Below are 16943 nucleotides of genomic sequence, written 5' to 3' on the forward strand. Positions count from 1 at the left end.
ACAAAAAAGCCGACACGAAGTCGGCTGTTTTTGTCACAGGCTGAATTACTTCAGACCGGACATTTTCTGAATCGCGCTTTTCAGCTCTGCATCAGAGCAATCTGCGCAAGTGCCTTTTGGCGGCATCGAGTTGATCCCGGTGATGGCTTTAGCAAGAATGCCTTCAAGACCGCCCTGCGTTTTGGCACGGTTGCCCCAGTCAGCCGCGTCACCGATTTTCGGCGAACCCAGCAAACCGGTGCCGTGACATGCATTGCAATGGCCTGCGATGATCTCATCAGCGGATTTGGCACCACCCGCGCCGCCAGCCGAAGCTGCGACGTCCATACCGGCGCACTCTTTACCCTGCACACATACTTGACCCACTGGATCAAGCCGCTTGGCCAGATCGTCACTTGTCGTGGCCTGAGCACCGACAGCCCAAAAGACCAATACGGCAGCTTGAACTGCCAGCATTTTATTAATTAGGTTCACGCGTACACCCTCATGGTGGCTAGTCACGCCCGCGGCCACGGTTTTGCGGGCGGGCGGAAGTATACCGGTTAGCCCGCCACTCTGAAACAACCCTATAGTCGCAGGGGTATTTACCAGCTGTCAGGCCCTGCAAATAGGCACCTTGTGCTCTCATTTCTGAGACGCGGCGCCTGTAAATGAAGCATTCAATCAAAAATTCGCGGGTGTTGCCGCGCTGATCAGCCGCGCAGGCACATCGAACGGATTACGAAAACGGTGTGGCTTGGTACTCTCAAAGTAGTAACTGTCGCCGGCTTCGAGGATGAACGTCTCAACGCCAACCACCAGTTCCAGCCGACCTTCGAGCAGGGTTCCGGTTTCTTCGCCTTCATGAACGAGCATTGCATCCCCGGTATCGGAACCCGGAGGATAGATCTCATTGAGAAATGTGATCGCCCGGCCTGGATGGGCCTTACCGACCAGCTTCATGGTGACGGCGCCGTCCGAAATGTCGATCAACTCACTGGCTTTATAAACCACTTGAGTCAGATTTTCTTGCTCCAACTCTTCCGAAAAGAACTCAACCATGGACATCGGAATACCGCCGAGCACCTTTCTCAGGGAACTGATCGAGGGGCTGACGCTGTTTTTCTCGATCATGGAAATGGTGCTGTTGGTCACGCCCGCTCGCTTGGCGAGTTCACGCTGGGAGAGACCTTTAAGCTTTCGAATGGATTGCAGTCGTTCACCGACGTCCAATGCGGGAGTCCTCCTATTGATCAGTTATGGTCGTTATGAACGGTATGATGGCAACAGCGTTCAGTATTTACAACACTTCGACCCGTAACGTGTTCGCAAAAGGACTAGCGGCTTATTCATGGAGGCTGCAATTCTGCCGACAGCTGCCGACAGCCGTCTGTCAGACTCCGGAATAGAGCCTTGGCACGCGGCGCAGGTTACAAAATATCTGGTAAGGGATTGTACCGGCGTGCGCGGCAACATCGCTGGCCAGCACGTTTTTGCCCCATAACTCGACCTGGCTACCCAGCCCGGCGCGTGGCAAATCGGTCAAGTCCACGCACAGCATGTCCATCGACACCCGACCCAGCAACCGGCTCGGCTGGCCGTCAATCGAGACCGGAGTGCCGGTGGGTGCCTGACGGGGATAACCATCGGCGTACCCCATGGCCACCACTCCGACACGCATCGAGCGATCCGTGATGAAACCACCGCCATACCCAATCGGTTCGCCCGCCGGCAACTCGCGCACGCAAATTACTTTCGACTCCAGTGTCATCACCGGCTGCAAGCGCTCAGCCACGCTCTGTGGCTGATCAAAAGGCGTGGCGCCGTATAGCATGATGCCGGGGCGGACCCAGTCACTAGGGACCTTCGGCCAGCCCATGACCGCAGGAGAGTTGCGCAAACTGACCTCTGCGGACAATCCCTGACGGGCCGCGTTGAAGACCGCCACCTGCTCGTCACTCCGCGAGCAATCCAATTCATCAGCGCGGGCAAAATGGCTCATCAAGACGATTTTTGCCACTTTTCCGCTGCTCAACAGGCGCTTGTAAGCCGCGTGGTAATCGGCGGGGTGCAAGCCGACACGGTGCATGCCCGAGTCCAGCTTGAGCCAGACGTTCAGCGGCTTGCTGATGCTCGCTTGCTCGATGGCGTCGAGTTGCCAAAGCGAATGCACCACGAACCAGAGGTCATGCTCGACGATCAGTGCCAGCTCGCTCGCCTCGAAAAAACCTTCAAGCAGCAAAATCGGCCCGCCAATCCCCGCCTCACGGAGTTCCAGCGCTTCTTCGATGCAGGCCACGGCGAACCCGTCGGCCTCGGCTTCCAGAGCTTGCGCGCACCGCACCGCCCCATGACCGTAGGCATCGGCCTTGACGACCGCAAGCGCTTTGGCGCCAGCGGTTTCACGGGCCAATTGGTAGTTGTGACGCAGGGCTTGGAGATCGATCAAGGCGCGGGCAGGACGCATGGCGGCAGGCTTCTAGGCGTTATGAGAATAAAAAAGCCCGACACCCATTAACAGGCATCAGGCGAAGGTTCTTGCAGATTAAGGCAATGCCGCAACGACCGACAGCTCAACCAGGATTTCCGGTTCGCACAGCTTCGACTCGACCGTTGCCCGGGCTGGAGCAACGCCTTTTGGCAGCCATTTATCCCAGACGCTGTTCATGCCGGCGAAATCCGCGTCGATGTCTTTCAGGTAGATGGTCACCGACAGAATCCGGGTCTTGTCGGTACCGGCCAAGTCCAGCAGACGCTCGATGTTGGCCAGCGTCTCCCGGGTTTGCTGCTCGATCCCGGCAGCCATGTCATCACCCACTTGCCCGGACAGGTACACGGTGCTGTTGTGGACAACGAGCTGACTCATACGATCATTGGTGAGCTGGCGCAGGATTGCCATGTTTTACGATCTCCTGGGTTTTACCGTAGCGAGAAATATCAAGGCCTTCGGCACTGATCTGTGGTGTTTTAAAGGCCATCAAGTCGGCCAGCAAACGGCCTGAACCGCACGCCATGGTCCAGCCAAGTGTGCCGTGACCGGTATTCAGGAACAGGTTGCGGAATGGCGTGGCGCCGACAATCGGGGTGCCGTCCGGTGTGGTTGGGCGCAGGCCGGTCCAGAAAGTGGCCTCCGTCAAATCACCGCCCTGAGGATAAAGGTCGCCGACGATCATCTCCAGTGTTTCGCGCCGACGTGGATTGAGCGATAAGTCGAACCCGGCGATCTCGGCCATACCGCCCACACGAATGCGGTTGTCGAAACGGGTAATGGCGACCTTGTAGGTCTCGTCGAGAATAGTCGACGTCGGGGCCATGGCCGGATTGGTGATTGGCACAGTCAGGGAGTAACCCTTGAGTGGGTAAATCGGTGCGCGAATGCCCAACGGCTTGAGCAACTGCGGTGAATAGCTACCCAGCGCCAGCACGTAGCGATCAGCGGTTTCCAGCTTGCCGTCGATCCACACGCCATTGATGCGATCACCTGCGTAGTCGAGGCGCTCGATGGACTGACCGAAACGGAACTCGACGCCCAACTTGACCGCCATTTCCGCCAGGCGGGTGGTGAACAACTGGCAATCGCCCGTCTGGTCGTTCGGCAGACGCAACGCACCGGCCAAAATATTAGTCACGTTGGCCAACGCCGGCTCGACCCGGGCGATGCCCGCGCGATCAAGCAGTTCGTAAGGCACGCCAGACTGCTGCAGAACAGCGATGTCCTTGGCGGCATTATCCAATTGTTCCTGAGTACGGAACAATTGAGTGGTGCCCAAGCTGCGGCCTTCGTACGCGATACCGGTTTCGGCACGCAACTCATCGAGGCAATCGCGGCTGTACTCGGACAAACGCACCATGCGCTCTTTGTTCACCGCATACCGGCTGGCCGTGCAGTTACGCAGCATTTGCGCCATCCACAGGTACTGATCAATGTCTGCGGTGGCTTTGATCGCCAACGGGGCATGACGCTGCAACAACCATTTGATCGCCTTGAGCGGCACGCCAGGCGCGGCCCATGGCGATGCATAGCCTGGCGAAACCTGGCCGGCGTTGGCGAAACTGGTTTCCATCGCGGCCGCAGGTTGACGGTCGACCACGGTCACCTCGAATCCAGCTCGGGCCAGATAATAGGCGCTGGCCGTACCGATCACGCCACTGCCAAGGACCAGAACTCGCATGTTAAATCCCTCAATCGCGGATATCCGCTGACGTTTGTTGTACAGAGCCAAGATATGCGCAGTATAAAAAGCAATGACCAGTGCTTTTCACTATATAAACACCTATATTTGGCGAGAATTCTCGGCAAAAATGGCTTTAGTAGAGGGGGTTTACCCATGCGCACCCAGCACCAGTCAAAACGTGAGTTGGACAAGATTGACCGCAACATCCTGCGCATCCTTCAGGCGGACGGGCGGATCTCATTTACCGAGCTGGGAGAAAGGGTGGGATTGTCGACTACGCCCTGTACTGAGAGGGTCCGCAGGCTTGAGCGCGAAGGGATCATCATGGGCTACAACGCCCGACTCAATCCGCAAAGCCTCAAGGCCAGCCTGCTGGTGTTCGTCGAGATCAGCCTGGACTACAAGTCCGGCGACACCTTCGAAGAGTTCCGCCGCGCCGTGCTCAAACTGCCGCACGTGCTGGAGTGCCACCTAGTGTCCGGTGACTTCGATTACCTGGTGAAAGCGCGGATTTCAGAGATGGCTTCGTACCGCAAACTACTCGGCGATATCCTGCTCAAACTGCCGCATGTGCGCGAATCCAAGAGCTACATCGTCATGGAAGAAGTGAAAGAGAGTTTGAATTTGCCGATTCCGGAGTGACCTCTACACCAACACCTGTCGCGTAGTCGCGATGTATTCGTGGATCTGCTTTTCCGCCTTGGGATGGATCATCTCGACCGGCCGACGGCCATTGGGGCATGGCAGGGTCGGAGTGGTGCCGAACAACCGGCAGATCAGCGGACGCTCTTCATACACCGTGCAGCCATTTGGCCCCAGGTGCACACAGTTCAGCTCATCCATCGCCGCCTCTTGCTCTGCGGCGGTTTTGCGCGGCAAGCGCGCCATCTCTTCAGATGAGGTGGTGACCGGACCGCAGCAGTCGTGGCAGCCGGGCACGCACTCGAAAGACGGGATCTGCTGCCGAAGAAAGCGGATTTTCTGGCTGTTGCAGCTCATCGAGGCGTTTACCGAAAGAAAGACTAGGGCGTAATTTTGCCTCACTTGAGCCCCGGGTGACAGCGCCGCCCGACCGAACCTTGCTGGGCGGCGCAGCTCACGTCTATGCTGCATGACATTTTCAAAACACAAAAACCAGGATAAACCTCATGAACGCTCGCGTTCAGCAACCGCTCGCCAACGACCAGCATGCCGCTTCCTATTACGCCGCCAGCAGCCATCCGCAACCGGATCATCCGCCGCTGGCAGGCGAGTTGAGCGTCGATGTGTGCGTAGTCGGCGGTGGCTTTTCCGGGCTGAACACGGCCATCGAACTGGCAGAACGTGGCTTGAGCGTGGCGTTGCTGGAAGCGCGGAAAATCGGCTGGGGTGCCAGCGGGCGCAATGGCGGGCAACTTATTCGCGGCGTCGGCCATGGCCTCGATCAGTTCAACAACGTGATTGGCAGCGACGGCGTGCGCCAGATGAAACTCATGGGCCTGGAGGCGGTGGAAATCGTGCGCCAGCGCGTCGCCCGCTACCAGATCGACTGCGACCTGACATGGGGCTACTGCGACCTCGCCAACAAGCCGCGCGATCTCGACGGCTTAGCCGAAGATGCAGACGAATTGCGCAGCTTGGGCTATCGCCATGAACTGCGCCTGCTGCACGCGAACGAGATGCACAGTGTGGTCGGCTCGGACCGCTACGTCGGCGGCATGATCGACATGGGCTCGGGCCATCTGCACCCGCTGAACCTGGCATTGGGCGAAGCCGCCGCCGCTCGCTCGCTGGGCGTACAGATTTTCGAGCACTCAGCGGTGACGCGAATCGAGTACGGCCCGCGCGCGCGCGTGCACACCACTCAAGGTTCGGTGCGCGCCAATACGCTGGTGCTGGGCTGCAATGCCTACCTGAATGATCTGAACCCGGAACTCAGCGGCAAAGTGCTGCCCGCTGGCAGCTACATCATCGCCACCGAGTCGCTCAGCGAGGCGCAGGCCCATGAGTTGCTGCCACAGAACATGGCCGTCTGCGACCAACGGGTGACGGTGGATTATTACCGGCTTTCCGCAGACCGACGCCTGTTGTTCGGCGGTGCGTGTCATTACTCGGGGCGCGACCCGCAGGACATCGCGGCCTACATGCAGCCGAAAATGCTGGAGGTCTTTCCTCAACTGGCCGGGACCAGGATCGACTATCAATGGGGCGGCATGATCGGCATCGGTGCCAACCGCCTGCCGCAGATCGGCAGGCTCAAGGACCAGCCCAACGTGTTTTACGCCCAAGCCTATTCCGGGCACGGGGTGAATGCCACGCACCTGGCCGGCAAGCTGTTGGCAGAAGCCATCAGCGGGCAACACAGCAGCGGCTTCGAGTTGTTTGCCAAGGTGCCGCACATGACCTTCCCTGGCGGCAAACACCTGCGCTCCCCGCTGCTGGCGCTGGGCATGCTCTGGCATCGGCTGAAAGCGCTGCGCTGACCGCCAGGCTTGGTTCAACCTCTCCAGAACGGCTTCAGGCCCTCGGCTCGGGCCTGCTCCAGGCTGATGCCAACGTCGCGCAACTGATTGGCATCCAGATCAAGCAGCGCTTTGCGGGTCACCCAGCGATGGCGGAACACGCCCCACCGGCTTAGCCCCGGTGGGCAGCCCATCTGCACGCAAGGCGCTCGCCCCTCATGCAGCTCCTGGCTATGCAGCATCAGCCGTACATCGCTCAACCCGTTCATTTCCTGATCCCTCCATCACGCGTTCGTGTGATTTCATGATGACGGGCCGGGCAAATCCATTACAGATTCAAAAAAACCTTATTACGTCCATACAGACAACCCCATCGCGAGGCTGAATCCTGTATTTTGACGGCATCTGTACTGGTCAACTGAATCGATCGCCATCGAGAGTACGCCATGACGCTCTACGTCAATCTTGCCGCCCTGCTCGGCACTCGCATTGAAAACGGTTTTTATCGCCCTGGAGACCGGCTGCCCTCGGTCCGCGCACTGAGCCTGGAGCACGGCGTCAGCCTGAGTACCGTGCAACAGGCGTATCGCTTGCTGGAAGACAACGGGCTGGCATCGCCGAAACCTAAATCAGGTTATTTCGTCCCGTCCGGACGTACGATCCCCGCCCTGCCGGTGGTGGGACGACCGGCGCAACGGCCCGTCGAAATTTCCCAATGGGAACAAGTCCTCGAGCTGATCCGCAGTGTGCCCAATGCCAATGTGATCCAGCTCGGGCGCGGCATGCCAGACGTCAGCAGCCCGACCCTGAAACCCCTGCTGCGCGCGCTGGCCAAGATCAGTCGGCGCCAGGACATGCCAGGGCTGTATTACGACAACATCTACGGCACCCAAAGCCTGCGCGATCAGGTCGCGCGCCTGCTGCTGGATTCTGGGTGTCAGCTCTCGGCCAACGATCTGGTGATCACCACCGGCTGCCATGAAGCGTTGTCCACCAGCATCCGCGCCGTTTGCGAGCCGGGCGACATCGTGGCGGTGGACTCGCCAAGCTTTCACGGCGCCATGCAGACCCTCAAGGGCCTGGGCATGAAGGCCCTGGAAATCCCCACCGACCCCATTACCGGCATCAGCCTCGATGCGCTGGAACTGGCGCTGGAACAGTGGCCGATCAAAGCCATTCAACTGACCCCCAACTGCAACAACCCGCTGGGCTACATCATGCCCGAGGCGCGCAAGCGGGCCCTGCTGAGCCTCGCTCAACGCTTTGATGTGGCGATCATCGAAGACGATGTGTATGGCGATCTGGCCTACAACTATCCCCGACCGCGAACGATCAAATCCTTCGACGAAGACGGTCGCGTCCTCCTGTGCAGCTCGTTCTCGAAAACCCTGGCGCCAGGACTGCGCATTGGTTGGGTCGCGCCGGGGCGCTATCTGGAGCGGGTGCTGCACATGAAATACATCAGCACCGGCTCGACCGCCACTCAACCGCAACTGGCGATTGCCGAATTTCTAGAATCTGGGCACTACGAACCGCATTTGCGGCGGATGCGCGGGCAGTATCAGCGCGGTCGCGACCAGATGACCGATTGGGTCATGCGCTACTTTCCGGCAGGCACCCGTGTCAGTCGGCCCCAAGGCGGTTTTATGCTGTGGGTTGAGCTGGTTGAGGATTTCGACACCTTGCGCCTGAATCGCGCGTTGCTCGACCAAGGCGTACAGATCGCCGTGGGCAGCATTTTCTCGGCGTCCGGCAAGTACCGCAATTGCCTGCGGATGAACTACGCCGCCAAACCGACGGCGCAGATCGAGGACGCCGTGCGCAAAGTAGGCTCGACCATCACCCGCCTGCTGGCCGAGACGGAACCGGCCACCCACTGACGTTTGCCCCGCCATGCGGGGCTAGGGAAAAAAGGGCTCTAAGCCACGACCGGCTGCGCCCCGAACGCACCACGGCGCAGGGACAAAATCACCAGACCGAAGGAACCCGCGGCCATGAGCAATGGCAGGGCATGCCCACTGACCCATTGGCTGCCCGCGCCTGCCGCCAGTGGCCCGAGCAAGCAGCCGATCCCCCACAGCTGAGCGATGTGTGCGTTGGCACGAACCAGTGAATCATCGCGATAACGCTCGCCGATCAGAATCAACGACAAGGTGAACAACCCACCGGCGCTGGCACCGAACAACACCCACACTGGCCAGATCAGCACGGTATCAAGCAGCAGCGGAATCGCCAGACTCGACAGCATGAGTAACAGCGCACAGCCCGAAAACAGCGTGCGTCGAGAAACCCTGTCAGCCAGCGCACCAATCGGCAATTGCAGGAGCGCATCACCGACCACCACCGTGCTGACCATGAATAATGCGACTTCCGGGGTAAAGCCCTGGCGCAGGCAGTAGATCGGCAGCAAGGTCAGAATCATTGCCTCGAACGCCGCGAACAGTGCCACCGCCCAAGCAATCGCTGGCAGTCCTCGGCAAAAGCCAAACAGATCGCTGAAGGTCACGTTGCAGGCTTCAGCGCTGGGCGCGCCGGTACGCCCCAGCAGCAACAGCGGCGAACAGAGCAGCAGCACGACGCCAACCCAAAAACCGTAATCCGCTTCGGCGCCGATAATGCCCAGCAGCAGGGGGCCGGCCAGTTGGCTCAGGGCATAGCTGCTGCCATACAGCGCCACCAACCGGCCGCGCCAACGCTCGACCACCAGTTGATTGATCCAGCTTTCGCCAAGAATGAACACGATGGTCAGGATGACCCCGATCAACAGACGCAACCCTACCCAGACCCAATAGTTGGGCAACAAGGCCAGCAAACCGATGGACAACGCCCCGGCCCACAAGCACAGACGCATCAACAGTGGCGTCCCGAAGCGCGCGGCCAGGCGGCTGGCGAAACTCGCCCCGACCAGCACGCCAATCGCCGGCATCGCCGCCATCACCCCGATGGCAAAAGAACCGTAGCCCCAGCTTTCCAGGCGCAAGGACACCAACGGCATGCTCACGCCCAAGGCCAATCCGACACTCAAGACCGAGGCCAGAACAGCGAAATAAGTACCCCAACGCATTGCCCACGCTCCTGTGGATAACGTGTACCGACGATCAAAACAAAACAGCCGGGCTTCCTGATGTGGAGAGCCCGGCTGCTTTTCGGTTGTCTTGCACACCGCTTGCGCGAGTTTATTCGCGCCTACAGTGGATCAAAACCCTGAAGGAGCGAATTCATTCGCGACCTAGCCGGATTACAACTTGATCCAGGTCGCCTTCAGCTCGGTGTACTTGTCGAACGCATGCAGCGATTTATCGCGGCCGTTGCCCGACTGCTTGAACCCGCCAAACGGTGCGGTCATGTCGCCGCCATCGTACTGGTTGATCCACACGCTACCGGCACGCAGCGCCTTGGCCGTCAGATGAGCCTTGGACAGGTTAGCGGTCCACACAGCCGCCGCCAGGCCATAAGCCGTGTCGTTGGCGATCTGGATAGCTTCTTCCACGGTATCGAAGGCAATCACCGACAGCACTGGGCCGAAAATTTCTTCCTGAGCGATTTTCATCGCATTGCTGACGCCGTCAAAAATCGTCGGCTCAACATAAGTGCCGCCCGTTTCCTGCAGCGTGCGCTTGCCGCCTGCGACCAACGTGGCGCCATCGGCATGACCCGACTCGATGTAAGACAACACCGTGTTCAGCTGCTGGGTGTCGACCACCGCCCCCACATTGGTTTGCGGGTCCAGCGGATTACCTGGCTTCCAGGCCTTGAGTGCTTCGATCACCAGCGGCAGGAACGTGTCCTTGATCGACCGTTCGACCAGCAGACGCGAACCCGCAGTGCACACTTCGCCCTGGTTGAAGGCGATAGCGCCAGCAGCCGATTCGGCGGCGGCTTGCAGATCCGGTGCGTCGGCAAATACGATATTCGGGCTCTTGCCACCGGCTTCCAGCCAGATGCGCTTCATGTTCGACTCGCCGGAATAGATCAGCAATTGCTTGGCGGTTCTGGTCGAGCCGGTGAAGACCAGCGTATCGACATCCATGTGCAAGGCCAGCGCCTTGCCGACGGTATGACCATAGCCAGGCAGAACGTTGAGCACGCCCGCCGGGATACCGGCTTCAACCGCCAGTTGGGCGATGCGAATAGCGGTCAACGGAGATTTTTCCGACGGTTTGAGGATGACCGAGTTGCCAGTGGACAGCGCTGGACCGAGTTTCCAGCAGGCCATCATCAGCGGGAAGTTCCACGGCACGATGGCCGCCACAACACCGATGGGTTCGCGCGTCACCAGACCCAGTTGGTCATGGGGCGTGGCGGCCACTTCGTCGTAAATTTTGTCGATCGCTTCACCGCTCCAGCTCAGCGCCTGGGCGGCTCCAGGGACATCAATGCTCAACGAGTCGCTGATCGGCTTGCCCATGTCGAGGGTTTCGAGCAGGGCCAATTCTTCAGCGTTCTGTTTCAACAGACCGGCAAAACGGATCATCGCCGCCTTGCGTTTGACAGGGGCCAGACGTGACCACACGCCAGAGTTGAACGTAGCGCGGGCACTGTCGACAGCACGCTGGGCATCGGCAGCCTCGCAGCTGGCAACCTGTGCCAGGACGCGGCCATCGACAGGGCTGATGCATTCGAAGGTGGCGCCAGAAACCGCAGCGGTGTATTCACCGTTGATGTAAGCACGGCCTTCGATCTTCAGATCTTTGGCACGCTGTTCCCAGTCAGCACGAGTCAGGGTGGTCATACGAGTGTCCTCCTGTTGTTTTTTGAATACGGATGGCATCAGCCAAGGGCAAACCCCACCCTAAACCAAGTGACTGGGAAATTTCCAATATATTTGACACTTCAGGCCAAACGGCGTTTTGTTGTTCATTTTATTCAACATGAAACGCGTTAGCGGGGAGCGAATCACGATGAACATCGAAAATATTGTCGACTTCAGCCAGGCCAACACCACGCCAGAACGCTACGTGCCCGCGCCAGAAAAAATCCTCAAGGGCAACCCGGAGCAAACCGTCTACAACCATTACAACAGCCCCTGCGGCCAACTCAGCGCTGGCGTTTGGGAAGGTGCAATCGGTCAATGGACGGTGAATTACACCGAACATGAGTATTGCGAAATCGTGCAGGGCGTATCGGTGCTACGCGACGAGGATGGCAACGCCAAAACCCTGCGTGCCGGTGATCGCTTTGTGATTCCTGCGGGCTTCAAAGGCACCTGGGAAGTGCTGGAAGCCTGTCGCAAGGTGTATGTGGTGTTCGAACAAAAGGTCTGAGCAACAGCTGCTTTCACTGAAATTCAGGCACAAAAAAACCCGCCTTCTCAGGCGGGTTTTTTTGTAAGAAGCGAAATCAATTACTTGATTTTGGCTTCTTTGTAGATCACGTGCTTACGAGCAACCGGATCGAATTTTTTAATTTCGATTTTGTCCGGAGTGGTGCGTTTGTTCTTATCGGTGGTGTAGAAATGGCCTGTGTTAGCGCTCGACACCAAACGGATCAATTCACGCATGACTATCTCCCTTAGACCTTAGCGCCATTGGCGCGAATTTCGAGAAGAATGACATCAATGCCACGCTTGTCGATGATACGCATGCCTTTGGCAGATACGCGCAGACGCACAAAACGATTCTCGGACTCGACCCAGAAGCGGTGATGCTGCAGGTTCGGCAGGAAACGACGACGGGTTTTGTTGTTTGCGTGGGAAATGTTATTCCCGGTTACCGGACCCTTACCGGTAACTTGACATACTCTCGACATGCCTCAGCCCTCTAAAACCACATGCCCAACCCGGCATGGGTTGGCCGCTTAATCTCTCAGTCATTTGGCGCCAGGCGCCGCGTTTCTTTAGGGGTCTTACCGGCCACACCTACAAACGAAGGAACCGGGCCCCTAGAAAAGAGCGCTGCTTTATACCAGAAACACCGAGGTGCAACAACAGCGCATGCACATTACCTTGTTTTGGCAGACCGTGTTTTGCCTTCAGGCTCAACCTGGGCGGGCGCGGCAAGAAACATACCGCTCGTCGCACCAGACGGATTGTCCTGCGCCGATGCATAGTCTAGGGTGAGTCTCTCACCAGACTGCGCCCGCAGATGGGGCCCTCTCTGACAGGAATATCGCCATGCGTTTTACGCGTTTCGCAGCCCTTTCGCTCCTGCTCGCGCCCTTTTTCAGCACATTGCCGGCTCAGGCTGCGACCACCCTCAGCGTCTGCACCGAAGCCAGCCCCGAAGGGTTTGATGTCGTGCAGTACAACTCGCTGACGACGACCAACGCCTCCGCCGACGTGCTCATGAACCGTTTGGTGGAGTTTGATGCGCAGAGCGGCAAACTGCTGCCCAGTCTGTCTGAAAGCTGGAGTGTCTCGGCGGATGGCCTGATCTACGACTTCAAACTACGCGCCGGAGTGAAGTTTCACCACACTGATTACTTCAATCCGACCCGTGACCTGACCGCAGAAGATGTGCAATTCAGCTTCCAGCGCATGCTCGACCCGGCCAACCCGTGGCACAAGGTCGCCCAAAGCGGCTTTCCACATGCACAATCGATGCAGTTACCCACACTGATCAAGAATATAGAAGCACCTGACGCTCTCACCGTCCGCTTTACCCTCAACCACCCGGATTCGACCTTCCTGGCAACGCTGAGCATGGGCTTTGCGTCGATCTATTCCGCCGAATACACCGCGCAGCTGCTGAAGGCGGGCACCCCGGAAAAGCTCAACAGCCAGCCCATCGGTACCGGCCCATTCGTCTTCAAGCGCTTTCAGAAGGACGCTGTGGTGCGTTATGTCGCCAACCCGGACTACTTCAGCGGCAAGCCTGCCGTTGACGCGCTGGTGTATGCGATCACGCCGGACGCCAACGTGCGACTGCAGAAAATCCGCCAGAACGAGTGCCAGATCGCCCTTTCACCCAAACCTCTGGATATTCAGGCTGCCAGCAAAGACCCACAGCTGAAAATCGAAAAAACCGCAGCGTTCATGACCGCTTTTGTCGCGATCAACAGCCAGCACCCGCCGCTGGACAAGCCTGAAGTTCGCCAGGCGATCAACCTCGCTTTCGATAAAAACAGCTACCTCAAAGCGGTATTCGAAAACACCGCTGAAAACGCGACCGGGGTTTATCCGCCCAACACCTGGAGCTACGCCAAAGACCTTCCCGGCTATCAGCATAATCAGGCCAAAGCCCGTGAGTTGCTGGCCAAAGCCGGTATCAAGGATGGCTTCAAAACCACGATCTGGACTCGCCCATCCGGCAGTTTGCTCAACCCTAACCCAAGTCTCGGCGCGCAATTGTTGCAGGCAGACCTGGCTGCAGTCGGGATCAAAGCCGAGATCAAGGTCATCGAGTGGGGCGAGTTGATTCGTCGCGCCAAGGCTGGCGAGCATGACCTGCTGTTCATGGGCTGGGCAGGCGATAACGGCGATCCAGATAACTTCCTGACACCGCAGTTCTCCTGCGCCGCCGTGACCTCAGGGACCAACTTCGCCCGTTATTGCGACCAGGGCCTGGACAAACTGATCAGCGCAGGCAAAGCCACCAGCGATCAAGCCGAGCGCAGCGCCTTGTACCTCAAGGCTCAGACGCAAATCCAGCAACAGGCCTTGTGGCTGCCGCTGGCACACCCCACCGCTGCCGCACTGACGCGCAAAGACGTACAGGGTTATCAGGTGAGTCCATTCGGTCGCCAGGACTTTTCCCACGTCACATTGAAGTAGATACAGAACGAAAATAGCGCGCTGTACACTTTTCGTACGACCAACAGGCCGCGCACCCACCGTGCGCGGCCTGTACTTCTCACATCAAGCCGGCTTCCACCATCGACAACGGGTCGCCATCACCGATGATGAAGTGATCGAGCACCTTCACGTCGATCATGTCCAGGGCGTCCTTGAGCAGGTGGGTCAGCTTGCAGTCATCCTCGCTGGGGTCGGGCACGCCGGACGGATGGTTGTGGCACAGGATCAACGCCGCCGCATTGTGCGCCAGGGCGCGCTTGACCACTTGCCGGGGATGGACCTCGGCGCAGCTGATCGACCCTCGAAACAACGCCTCGAACGCCAACACCCGATGCTTGGTGTCCAGAAACAGGCAGGCGAAAACCTCGTGCGGCTCGTGCCTGAGCTGCGCCTTGAGGTAATCGCGCACCCCTTGCGGGTTCTCCAGGCTTGAATCGCGCTTCAAACGTTCGGCCATATGCCGACGAGACATCTCCATCACCGCCTGCAACTGTGCGAACTTTGCCGGGCCCAGCCCCAACTCCAGACAGAAGGTTTGCAGGTCAGCCTCCAGCAACGATCTGAGGCTGCCGAATTGCTTCAGCAAATGTCGCGCAAGGTCCACGGCGCTTTTTCCGGTAACACCCGTGCGCAAAAAAATCGCCAACAGTTCGGCATCGGAAAGGCTCGCCGCCCCCTGCTCAAGAAGCTTCTCCCGCGGACGCTCGGCCGCAGGCCAATCACGAATACTCATAGCACCTCCATGTGTGTGGGGACCGCTGTTCCCGTGCGGTCGCTGTGCTATCTTAGCCCATCTTTTTGCGCGGCGATCTGGCCTGGGGAGGCGTCATCGCCGTCGCGTTCACTCGACTAAAAGGCACGCCTATGCAGCGGCTGTATCGAAAACGCATCGTTCTCGGCGTCGGCGGCGGCATCGCCGCCTACAAGAGCGCCGAGCTGGTCCGTCGGTTACGCGACCAGGGTGCAGAAGTGCGTGTTGTCATGACCCGCGGCGGCAGTGAGTTCATCACACCTCTGACCATGCAAGCCTTGTCCGGTAATCCGGTGCACATGGATTTGCTCGACCCGGCAGCAGAAGCCGCCATGGGTCATATCGAGCTGGCCAAGTGGGCCGACCTGGTGCTGATCGCCCCGGCCACCGCCGACCTGATCGCGCGCCTGGCCCAAGGCATTGCCAATGACCTGTTGACCACCGTCGTGCTGGCCACTGATGCCTCTGTAGCGATTGCGCCGGCAATGAACCAGGCGATGTGGCGCGATCCAGCGACGCAGGCCAACACCCACCTGCTCGAAGAACGCGGCATGCGCATGTTCGGTCCAGCATCGGGCAGCCAGGCCTGCGGTGATGTCGGCTTTGGCCGCATGCTCGAAGCGGACGAACTGGTGCAACGCGCCGCCGATTGTTTCCGGCGCGAGTCGCTGACCGGCAGGCACGTCCTGATCACCGCCGGCCCGACTCAGGAAAACATCGACCCCGTGCGCTACATCACCAACCACAGCTCGGGGAAAATGGGGTTTGCCTTGGCCGAAGCGGCGGTTGAAGCTGGCGCACGGGTGACCTTGATCACCGGCCCGGTCAATCTGCCAACCCCGGACCGCGTCACCCGGATCGACGTAGTCAGTGCGCGCGACATGCTCGCCGCCTGCGAAGCCGCGATCCCCTGCGATCTGTTTATCGCCTCCGCAGCGGTGGCCGATTACCGCCCCGAAGTGGTCGCACCGCACAAGCTCAAAAAAGACCCCAACAACGGTGACGGCCTGTTGTTGCAGATGGTCCGCAACCCAGACATTCTTGCCACCATTGCTGGCCGCCCGGACCGTCCATTCAGTGTCGGCTTCGCTGCCGAAACCGAACATCTGCTCGACTACGCCGCACGCAAGCTCAAGGACAAGAACCTGGACCTGATCGTCGCCAACGATGTGGCTAACCCCAGCATCGGTTTCAATAGCGAGGAGAATGCGTGCAGCGTGATTGACCGGGCACTGCACGAAACTTTTTTTGCCCAGACCAGCAAAGGCAAGATTGCCCGCCAGCTGATCACTTTTATCGCCGACCGTCTGAACCAGGTTTAATCACGCATGTATGCTTTACAAGCCAAGATCCTCGACCCCCGCATTGGTAGCGACTTCCCTCTTCCGGCCTACGCCACCGAGGGCTCCGCCGGTCTCGACCTGCGCGCGATGCTGCAAGAAGACACGATCATCGAACCGGGCCAGACCCTGCTGATCCCCACAGGGCTGTCGATTTACATTGGCGATCCCGGTCTCGCCGCGTTGATTCTGCCGCGCTCGGGCCTTGGCCATAAACACGGCATCGTGCTGGGCAATCTGGTCGGTTTGATTGACTCCGATTACCAGGGCGAGTTGATGGTGTCCTGCTGGAATCGCGGCCAGACCGCCTTCAAAATCTCAATCGGCGAACGCCTTGCTCAACTGGTGCTGGTGCCGGTCGTACAAGCGCACTTCGAGTTGGTCGAAGAGTTCGACGAAAGCCAGCGTGGTGCTGGCGGTTTTGGTCACTCAGGCAGCCACTGAAACACCGTCTAAAATGGCCACTTGAACCCTGACCCGGCCGTTTGGGCTCTAACGGGCACCAAACGGCTCAGGAAAGACCCT

Annotated in this window: 19 protein-coding genes; 7 read left to right on the top strand and 12 right to left on the bottom strand. The window is 59.0% G+C overall.

From position 1 onward, the window contains the following. Window positions 1-45 precede the first annotated feature (45 nt). The 5 genes from QN399_RS10710 to dadA form a co-directional block, all read right to left on the bottom strand. A complete protein-coding gene (locus QN399_RS10710) occupies window positions 46-474 on the bottom strand; it encodes a c-type cytochrome (RefSeq protein ID WP_322176988.1) in 429 nt (142 codons plus the stop codon). Window positions 475-663: 189 nt separating this feature from the next. After that, window positions 664-1212: a cupin domain-containing protein gene (locus tag QN399_RS10715; protein WP_219063036.1), complete on the bottom strand. Its 549-nt coding sequence runs from the start codon at window positions 1210-1212 to the stop codon at window positions 664-666. 160 nt (window positions 1213-1372) lie between these two features. Then, window positions 1373-2446 carry an alanine racemase gene (alr, locus tag QN399_RS10720; RefSeq protein ID WP_322176989.1) on the bottom strand — a complete coding sequence of 358 codons (1074 nt, stop codon included), beginning with the start codon at window positions 2444-2446 and terminating at the stop codon, window positions 1373-1375. Between the two features lie 78 nt (window positions 2447-2524). After that, on the bottom strand, window positions 2525-2878 hold the full coding sequence (locus tag QN399_RS10725) for a RidA family protein (RefSeq protein WP_219063038.1): 354 nt from the start codon (window positions 2876-2878) through the stop codon (window positions 2525-2527). Further along, window positions 2850-4151, bottom strand: coding sequence for a D-amino acid dehydrogenase (gene dadA, locus QN399_RS10730; RefSeq protein ID WP_219063039.1), 1302 nt, complete (start codon window positions 4149-4151; stop codon window positions 2850-2852). The genes QN399_RS10725 and dadA overlap by 29 nt, the downstream gene beginning before the upstream one ends. 156 nt (window positions 4152-4307) lie before the next feature. On the opposite strand from dadA, the gene dadR reads away from it, so the two are divergent. Continuing rightward, complete coding sequence (dadR, locus tag QN399_RS10735; protein ID WP_219063040.1) at window positions 4308-4796, top strand: transcriptional regulator DadR; 489 nt, start codon at window positions 4308-4310, stop codon at window positions 4794-4796. Between the two features lie 3 nt (window positions 4797-4799). Here dadR and QN399_RS10740 read toward each other — a convergent pair whose 3' ends face one another. Beyond that, window positions 4800-5153 (bottom strand): YkgJ family cysteine cluster protein, encoded by a 354-nt coding sequence (locus QN399_RS10740; protein ID WP_219063041.1) that lies wholly within the window; start codon window positions 5151-5153, stop codon window positions 4800-4802. Between the two features lie 149 nt (window positions 5154-5302). Here QN399_RS10740 and QN399_RS10745 point away from each other — a divergent pair, with 149 nt between their 5' ends. Continuing rightward, window positions 5303-6616: an FAD-binding oxidoreductase gene (locus tag QN399_RS10745; protein WP_322176990.1), complete on the top strand. Its 1314-nt coding sequence runs from the start codon at window positions 5303-5305 to the stop codon at window positions 6614-6616. A gap of 14 nt (window positions 6617-6630) precedes the next feature. On the opposite strand, the gene QN399_RS10750 is transcribed toward QN399_RS10745, so the two are convergent. Beyond that, window positions 6631-6864: a DUF1127 domain-containing protein gene (locus QN399_RS10750; protein ID WP_330200922.1), complete on the bottom strand. Its 234-nt coding sequence runs from the start codon at window positions 6862-6864 to the stop codon at window positions 6631-6633. Window positions 6865-7041: 177 nt separating this feature from the next. On the opposite strand from QN399_RS10750, the gene QN399_RS10755 reads away from it, so the two are divergent. Further along, entirely contained in the window at window positions 7042-8475 is a 1434-nt protein-coding gene (locus tag QN399_RS10755) for a PLP-dependent aminotransferase family protein (protein WP_322176992.1), read from the top strand. A gap of 38 nt (window positions 8476-8513) precedes the next feature. Here the strand turns inward: QN399_RS10755 and QN399_RS10760 are convergent, their stop codons facing one another. After that, a complete protein-coding gene (locus QN399_RS10760) occupies window positions 8514-9659 on the bottom strand; it encodes an MFS transporter (RefSeq protein WP_219063045.1) in 1146 nt (381 codons plus the stop codon). Between the two features lie 174 nt (window positions 9660-9833). Further along, window positions 9834-11327, bottom strand: coding sequence for an aldehyde dehydrogenase (locus tag QN399_RS10765; RefSeq protein ID WP_330200923.1), 1494 nt, complete (start codon window positions 11325-11327; stop codon window positions 9834-9836). Between the two features lie 169 nt (window positions 11328-11496). Between QN399_RS10765 and QN399_RS10770 the strand changes: the two genes are divergently transcribed. Further along, window positions 11497-11859 (top strand): cupin domain-containing protein, encoded by a 363-nt coding sequence (locus QN399_RS10770; protein WP_330200924.1) that lies wholly within the window; start codon window positions 11497-11499, stop codon window positions 11857-11859. 80 nt (window positions 11860-11939) lie between these two features. On the opposite strand, the gene rpmG is transcribed toward QN399_RS10770, so the two are convergent. Next, complete coding sequence (gene rpmG, locus QN399_RS10775) at window positions 11940-12095, bottom strand: 50S ribosomal protein L33 (RefSeq protein WP_219063048.1); 156 nt, start codon at window positions 12093-12095, stop codon at window positions 11940-11942. Window positions 12096-12106: 11 nt separating this feature from the next. Continuing rightward, window positions 12107-12343, bottom strand: coding sequence for a 50S ribosomal protein L28 (gene rpmB / locus QN399_RS10780; RefSeq protein ID WP_219063049.1), 237 nt, complete (start codon window positions 12341-12343; stop codon window positions 12107-12109). A gap of 364 nt (window positions 12344-12707) precedes the next feature. Between rpmB and QN399_RS10785 the strand changes: the two genes are divergently transcribed. Beyond that, the gene (locus tag QN399_RS10785; protein WP_330200925.1) at window positions 12708-14306 is read left to right on the top strand and encodes an ABC transporter substrate-binding protein; all 1599 of its coding nucleotides are present in this window, start codon (window positions 12708-12710) and stop codon (window positions 14304-14306) included. Between the two features lie 79 nt (window positions 14307-14385). Here the strand turns inward: QN399_RS10785 and radC are convergent, their stop codons facing one another. Next, window positions 14386-15060 carry a DNA repair protein RadC gene (gene radC / locus QN399_RS10790; RefSeq protein ID WP_322176996.1) on the bottom strand — a complete coding sequence of 225 codons (675 nt, stop codon included), beginning with the start codon at window positions 15058-15060 and terminating at the stop codon, window positions 14386-14388. Window positions 15061-15191: 131 nt separating this feature from the next. On the opposite strand from radC, the gene coaBC reads away from it, so the two are divergent. After that, complete coding sequence (gene coaBC, locus QN399_RS10795) at window positions 15192-16400, top strand: bifunctional phosphopantothenoylcysteine decarboxylase/phosphopantothenate--cysteine ligase CoaBC (RefSeq protein ID WP_330200926.1); 1209 nt, start codon at window positions 15192-15194, stop codon at window positions 16398-16400. Between the two features lie 6 nt (window positions 16401-16406). Next, complete coding sequence (gene dut, locus QN399_RS10800; RefSeq protein WP_330200927.1) at window positions 16407-16862, top strand: dUTP diphosphatase; 456 nt, start codon at window positions 16407-16409, stop codon at window positions 16860-16862. Window positions 16863-16943 lie beyond the last annotated feature (81 nt).

Origin of the sequence: Pseudomonas sp. 10C3, assembly GCF_036346185.1 — a bacterium.
In the GTDB taxonomy this organism is placed as follows: Bacteria; Pseudomonadota; Gammaproteobacteria; order Pseudomonadales; family Pseudomonadaceae; genus Aquipseudomonas.